The following is a 6,371-nucleotide window of genomic DNA, read 5'->3' on the forward strand; positions in this document are numbered from 1 at the left end:
CGCACCGATGACCGGTGTCGGCAACGGAGGCGCCTGGAACATCAGCGAGAACGCACCGCCCGCTGCCGGAGCGGCCCCAGCCTCGGGGCCCGTGGCGGTGGCGTCGGCCTTCTTGCGACCGCGCGTCTTCTTCTCGGCCGCCGGAGCGGCATCCACGGTCTCCTCGGCCTTCCTGCGCCCGCGCTTGGGCTTCTCGACCGCGTCGCCCTCAGGCTGCGGCACGAGATCCGTCACCGAATCTGCGGAAACATGCGAACTGGCGCTCTTCGGCGCTTCCCTTTTCACCATTGCTGGTGCACTCCTCGGCCGGAGGTGCCGCGCTACCCGCCGGTACAGCTCGAGCGGACCGGCTGCGGTCCGCGAATGAAAGTCTGGATGCGACCGCCGTTCCCTGTGAACGGTGTTCTGGTCACGTGCTCTTGCGAGCACTGCGTCCTCTCACGACGCTCGCCCTCTCACGGCGATTCGGAACTGGCGTCCGACACGGTGCGCGATTCGTGCTCAACTGGAGCGGCGCTCGGCACTCGTGGCCCGGTATGCCCGGAAAGCTTTATCGGTGCGACCGGGCGCGGCCCGGTCGGCTTACGGTCAAGTATCGCACGGGTATTGCGATAATCGGCTCGTGACCGATACCGACACTCCGCGCCCACCCATCGCGCTTGCGATCTTCCTCATCGTCGCGGGAGCGCTCGGCTGGTGGGCGTCGTTTTCGCTCACCGTCGACAAGTTCGCGCTACTCGAGAATCCCGAAGCCGACCTCGACTGCAACTTCAGCGTCCTGGTGCAGTGCGGCAAGAACCTCGACTCGTGGCAAGGCGCAGTATTCGGCTTCCCCAACCCGCTGCTCGGGCTCGGCGGATTCGTCGCGCCGATCGCCGTCGGCGTCGGGTTGCTCGCCGGGGCCCGGTTCGCGCGGTGGTTCTGGATCGCGTTCAACCTCGGCATCGCGGGCGCTCTCGGGTTCGTGATCTGGCTCATCTCGCAGAGCATCTTCGTACTCGGCACGCTGTGCCCGTGGTGCATGCTCGTCTGGACGGTCACCATCCCGCTGTTCTGGATCGTCACCGCCCGCAACCTCGCCGAAGGGGCGTTCGGGCCCCCCCTCGTCGCCTTCGGCCGGGGCTTGAGCTCGTGGGCGATCCCGGTGACGATCGTCAGCTACGCGATCGTGGCGCTGATCGCGCAACTGCGCCTCGACGTGCTGCAGTACCTGTAGGCATTTCCCTAGGTTTCGTGAGGATAAAGTTCCCTTCGTGGCTCAAGACCGTCTCACCAAGGATCAGCGCAGGGAACAGGCGCGCGAACTCGCCCGGATGGAACGCGAGGCCCGCCAGAAGGCGCAGTCCCGCAACCGCATCCTGATCCGGGTGGGCGCGACCGTTGGCGCCGTCGCACTGCTCGGCGCGGTCGCCGGCGGCATCTGGCTCGGCACGCGCCCGGCCGGCCCCGGTCCGGTGAACATGGCCTCCGACGGCATCCTCTTCGTCGGAAACGACGACGGCGAGGTCGACGCGGTGCAGACGGGCGCGGTTCCCGCCGAGGGCACCCCGATCGCGACCGACCCGGATGCCTACGACGTGCCCGCGCGCATCGTCACCTACCTCGACTACGGCTGCCCATACTGCAACCAGTTCGAGACCACCAACGCTTCGCAGATCGCCGATCTCGTCGCCGCCGGTTACGCGACGCTTGAAGTGCACCCGATCTCGATCCTCGACGGCCAGTTCGCGGGAAGCGAGTATCCGACTCGCGCTGCGAACGCGATGGCGTGCATTGCGGCGGAAGAGCCGAGTGGATTCCTTGACGCCAGTGCCGCGCTCTTCGCGAACCAACCGGCCGAGGGTACTGAAGGGCTCACTGACGACGGCATCCGCGACATCCTCGACTCGGTCGGCGCGCTGAACGACGAGATCTCCGCATGCATCGGCGAGCAGCGCTACGCCGGCTGGGTGGCCGCCGCGACCGAGCGTGCGACGTCCGACCCCGACCTCGCCAACCCTTCGACGGGCGGCTTCGGCACCCCGACGGTCCTCATCAACGGGGTGCGCTACACCGGCGCCCTCGACGACCCGCAGGCCTTCGCGGCCTTCGTCGCCCAAAACGCCGACTTCAGCGAGTCCGACCCCACCCCGACCCCTTAATTCGGCTATTTGCCCGAGTTGGCTGACCTTTCGACACGAAGGTCAGCCAACTCGGGCAGATAGCGTTACGGGGCTGGGACGCGCGAATCCTCCCCAGCCACGCTCGCGGCGGCTTCCCCGCGTGGTCAGTCAAAGCACTCACGGCGGCCGGTTGCCTGTTTCAGGCTCGACCCATGCCCCGAGGCTTTCGACCTTCTGATCTTCCCGAATCTCTCGCCGGTAGGCCTTTCACGGTCGCCTCGGGACGTTCGGCCGGAGTGACGCGGAGCCGGTCGCGCGCGACCGATCTTGATCGCAAGGTTTACGGCGTCAGAGGCCAGGTTGGCTCAAGCGAAGAACTCCGGACCCGCTGCCAGATGTACGCGACGCGGTTACAGACCGACGTCTTCTTCAGCCACTCCACGGCCGCCAGAATTTACGGCGTCCCTCTTCCTCCACCGTTCGCACTGATGACGCGTCTCCACGTCACAGTGCCAGCCCCCGCCCGGGCACCGCACGCCGCCGGCCTCCTAGGACACAGCCGATTCGTGGCACCCACCGATGTCGTCTTCGTCGCAGACATCCGTGTGAGTTCCCCAGCTCGTATGTACTGCGAGATGGGAAGCGTCCTTGCGCTCCCCGATCTCGTAGCCGTAGCCGACCACCTCATCCGCCGCAATGCCCCGCTTTGCTCGATCACCGAGCTGCTTGAACGATTGGAAGTCGGCGACCGGATCTCGCGCCGATCGCTGTTGCGTCAGGCACTCGCCTTCGCGAACCCGCGATCGGAGTCGCGACCCGAAACTGCCCTGCGGCTCATCCTGCTGGGCTGCGGGTGGGGAGAGCCTGAGGCGAATCTCGAAGTGCGCAGCCTTGACGGCAGGGTGATGCGGATCGACTTGGCGTTCCCGCAGCACAATCTTGCGATCGAATATCACGGGGACCACCACCGCAGTCGTGAACAGTGGATGCGCGACCTCGCTCGTCGTTCACGCCTTGAGGCGCTGGGGTGGACCGTCGTCGAGCTCATAGCCGATGACCTTCTCGATCCCGACGAACTGGTGGCCCGGATCACCGCAATTGCGTCCCGAGCGCGGCTGATTGCCCGACTTGGCTGACTTTCGGGGGCGAAAGTCGACCATCTCGGGCAAATAGCAGAGGGAGACCTCAGGAAGCGGGGAACCAGAGGGCAAGCTCGCGGGCCGCGGATTCGGGCGAGTCGGAGCCGTGCACGAGGTTCTGTTGCACCTTGAGCCCCCAGTCGCGGCCGAGGTCGCCCCGGATGGTGCCGGGAGCCGCCACGGTCGGGTCGGTCGTGCCGGCCAGTACGCGGAAGCCTTCGATGACGCGGTTCCCGGCGACGCGTATCGCGACGACGGGACCCGACTCCATGAACTCGACGAGCGGCTCGTAGAACGGCTTGCCTTCGTGCTCGGCGTAGTGCGCGGCTAGCAGCTCCCGCGACGCCTGCAACTGGCGGATGTCGACGAGCGAGTAGCCCTTCGCCTCGATGCGACGCAGGATCTCTCCCGTCAAGTTGCGAGCCACGCCATCCGGCTTGACCAGCACCAACGTCTCTTCGACGCTCATGCGTCCCCTCCTTCTGCGGCCATCCGCCGCGAATCCTCGATGCGCCGGGCGCGCACCAGACACCACACCCACAGCGCGGCGAACACCGCGCCGACGACGAACATCGCCCCGGCCAAGAACCCCGACGCGATGAGCACGAGCTGCAACACCCCGCCCAGAACGACCCCTGCGGCAAACCGCTGCAGCGTGGCGACCACGACGAACACCACGATCGCGCCCACACCCCCGCCGACGACGATCTCAGTCGGGATGTCGGTGAGCCCGTTGATCGCGAGGGTTGCGAAGAACAGCACCACCGCTTCGAGCACGAGCACGATCGATAGCAGCGTCTCGGTCACCCCGCGCTCACGCCGCGGTCGTCGGGGGCGACCGGTCACGGGCGACGTCTCGTCGGTACTCACGGCTTCCACCCTCCGGTCTCGGCGAGCGCGAGGGCTTCGCCGACGAGGGTGATCGATCCGGTGATGAGTACCGCACGATTCGACCCGGCCGCCGCCCACTCTCGGGCCGCCCCCACCGCTTCGTCGAGGTCGTCGAAGCGCAGCACCGACTCCTGCGGGGCGACGGTGAGCGCAACTTCGACCAGTTCGTCAACCGGGGTGGCGCGCTCCGACTGCGAGCGGGTGACATGGAACCGGTCGGCGATGGGGCTGAGTTCGGCGAACACGCCGTGGGCGTCCTTGTCGCCGAGCACCGCGATCACGACGGCGATCTGAGCGAAGTCGAAGTACTCGGTCATCGCTCCCGCAAGCGCTTTCGCCCCGTGCGGGTTGTGGGCGGCATCCACGAAGACGGTCGGCTCGATGCCGATCAGCTGGAGGCGTCCCGGTGAGGTGGCCTCGGCCAACCCCTCCGCGAGCACGTCGGGGCTCAGTACGACGGTGCCGTTGCCGAGGAACGACTCGACGGCCGCGATCGCCACGGCGGCGTTTTGCCCCTGGTAGTCGCCGTAGAGCGGGAGGAACAACTCCTCGTACCGCCCTGCGCGTCCCCGCACGGTGATGACCTGGCCGCCGACGGCGACGGTCGTCGACTCGAGCGCGAAGTCGACCATCTCGATCACCATCGACGCCTCGTCGTGGGCGGCGGCTTCCCGCAGCTCGTCCATCGCGTCGAGCGACTGCATCGCCGTGACCACCGTTGCCGCGGGTTTGATGATTCCGCCTTTGGTGCGGGCAATCTCCGCGACGGTGTTGCCGAGTCGCGCCTGGTGGTCGAGCGCGATCGGGGTGAACACCGCCACCTGGCCGTCGGCGACGTTGGTGGAGTCCCACTCGCCGCCCATGCCGACTTCGAGCACCATGACATCCACGGGGGCGTCGGCGAAGATCGCAAAGCCGAGCACGGTGAGGGCTTCGAAATACGACAGCGCCTCCTCGCCGGCCGCGACGAGTTTGGCGTCGACGATCGCGAGGTACGGGGCGATGTCGCGCCAGTTGCGCACCAGCGCCTCGTTCGACACCGGGATGCCGTCGATCACGATGCGCTCGTTGACTTTCACCAGGTGCGGCGAGGTGAGTAACCCAGTCTTGAGTCCGGCGGCACGGAGGATCGCCTCGATCATTCGGGATGTCGACGTTTTGCCGTTCGTGCCGGTGATGTGGATGACGGGGGCGGAGCGCTGCGGGTCGCCGAGCAGCTCGCACGCCTTGCGGGTCGGCTCGAGCCGCGGTTGCGGGGCGGCTTCGCCGATGCGCAGCAGCAGTTCTGCGTAGACCTCGTCGGCCTCGTCCTGGGACTCGTCGTCGGCGAAGGCGGCGTCGTCGCTACCCTGCCCGCTCACGTCGTGCGCTCCAGTTCGATCGTCACCGCGGATCCGGCGCCCACGGCGGTGGCTCCATTCTCCCCGGTCTTAGCGGCGAGCGTCGTGGCAAGAGTTTCCCCCGCGATGAGGTCTCGGTGCGTCTCGATCGCCTCGACGGCGGCCGGGTCGCCGACGACGGTGAGGGTGATGCGGTCCGACACGTCGAGCCCGGCATCCTTGCGTGCCTGCTGCACCGCCCGGATGACATCGCGCGCGAGCCCCTCGGCTTCGAGTTCCGGCGTGACTGCGGTGTCGAGCACAACGAACCCGCCGTCCCCGAGGAAGGCGACCGCGGCATCCGGGTCGGCCGTCGCCAGCACGAGGTCGTACTCGCCGGCTTCGAGTGCGGTGCCGTCGACAATCACGACATCACCCGAGGTCTCCCACCCTCCGGCCTTGGCAGCTTGGATGACCCGCTGCACGTCTTTGCCGAGCCGCGGCCCGAGGGCGCGGGCGTTGACGGTGAGTCGCCGCTCGATCCCGTATTCGGCGAGGCTCGATTCGCGCAGCGGCTCAAGGTCGACGGCGCGCACGTTGAGCTCGTCAGCGAGGATGTCGGCGAACGGCTCGAGCGCCGACGGATCAGCCGAGACAACGGTCAACCGGGCGAGCGGCAACCGCACCCGCAGCTTCTGGGCCTTGCGCAGCGCGAGGCCGTGGGATGCGATTTCGCGCACCCGGTCCATCGCCGAGACCAACCCGGGGTCGGACGGGAACTCGGATGCGTCAGGCCAGTCCTCGAGATGCACGCTGCGGCCGCCGGTGAGACCCTTCCAGATCTCTTCGGCGACGAGTGGCAGCAGGGGCGCGGCCATGCGGGTGAGGGTCTCGAGCACGGTGTACAGGGTGTCGAAGGC

At 67.6% G+C, this 6,371-nt stretch carries 8 protein-coding genes; 3 read left to right on the plus strand and 5 right to left on the minus strand.

Translation table 11 applies throughout. The features are described 5' to 3' along the window. Positions 1–234: hypothetical protein (locus RMO30_RS03675; protein ID WP_309709657.1), on the minus strand; the 234-nt coding region annotated here is incomplete at its 3' end. A gap of 388 nt (positions 235–622) precedes the next feature. Here RMO30_RS03675 and RMO30_RS03680 point away from each other — a divergent pair. The 3 genes from RMO30_RS03680 (at position 623) to RMO30_RS03690 (ending at position 3,238) form a co-directional block, all read left to right on the plus strand. After that, positions 623–1,216, plus strand: a complete 594-nt coding sequence (locus RMO30_RS03680; RefSeq protein WP_309709660.1) for a vitamin K epoxide reductase family protein — start codon at positions 623–625, stop codon at positions 1,214–1,216. Between the two features lie 37 nt (positions 1,217–1,253). Continuing rightward, positions 1,254–2,141, plus strand: a complete 888-nt coding sequence (locus tag RMO30_RS03685; RefSeq protein ID WP_309709662.1) for a thioredoxin domain-containing protein — start codon at positions 1,254–1,256, stop codon at positions 2,139–2,141. Positions 2,142–2,737: 596 nt separating this feature from the next. Beyond that, positions 2,738–3,238, plus strand: coding sequence for a DUF559 domain-containing protein (locus tag RMO30_RS03690; RefSeq protein ID WP_309709664.1), 501 nt, complete (start codon positions 2,738–2,740; stop codon positions 3,236–3,238). Between the two features lie 49 nt (positions 3,239–3,287). Here RMO30_RS03690 and ndk read toward each other — a convergent pair whose 3' ends face one another. From ndk to RMO30_RS03710, 4 genes are all read right to left on the minus strand, one after another. Continuing rightward, positions 3,288–3,710: a nucleoside-diphosphate kinase gene (ndk, locus tag RMO30_RS03695; RefSeq protein WP_309709667.1), complete on the minus strand. Its 423-nt coding sequence runs from the start codon at positions 3,708–3,710 to the stop codon at positions 3,288–3,290. Next, positions 3,707–4,111 carry a DUF4233 domain-containing protein gene (locus tag RMO30_RS03700; protein WP_309709670.1) on the minus strand — a complete coding sequence of 135 codons (405 nt, stop codon included), beginning with the start codon at positions 4,109–4,111 and terminating at the stop codon, positions 3,707–3,709. The genes ndk and RMO30_RS03700 overlap by 4 nt, the downstream gene beginning before the upstream one ends. Next, entirely contained in the window at positions 4,108–5,493 is a 1,386-nt protein-coding gene (locus RMO30_RS03705; RefSeq protein WP_309709671.1) for a folylpolyglutamate synthase/dihydrofolate synthase family protein, read from the minus strand. The genes RMO30_RS03700 and RMO30_RS03705 overlap by 4 nt, the downstream gene beginning before the upstream one ends. Further along, positions 5,490–6,371: DUF5915 domain-containing protein (locus RMO30_RS03710; RefSeq protein ID WP_309709674.1), on the minus strand; the 882-nt coding region annotated here is incomplete at its 5' end. The genes RMO30_RS03710 and RMO30_RS03705, both read right to left, overlap by 4 nt.

It is taken from the genome of Pseudolysinimonas sp., assembly GCF_031389465.1.
In the GTDB taxonomy this organism is placed as follows: Bacteria; Actinomycetota; Actinomycetes; order Actinomycetales; family Microbacteriaceae; genus Pseudolysinimonas_A.

Bases quoted from the DNA above. Each gene is read 5' to 3' on its own strand.
- RMO30_RS03690 (WP_309709664.1), top strand. From the start codon at position 2,738: ATGGGAAGCGTCCTTGCGCTCCCCGATCTCGTAGCCGTAGCCGACCAC.
- ndk (WP_309709667.1), bottom strand. From the start codon at position 3,710: ATGAGCGTCGAAGAGACGTTGGTGCTGGTCAAGCCGGATGGCGTGGCT.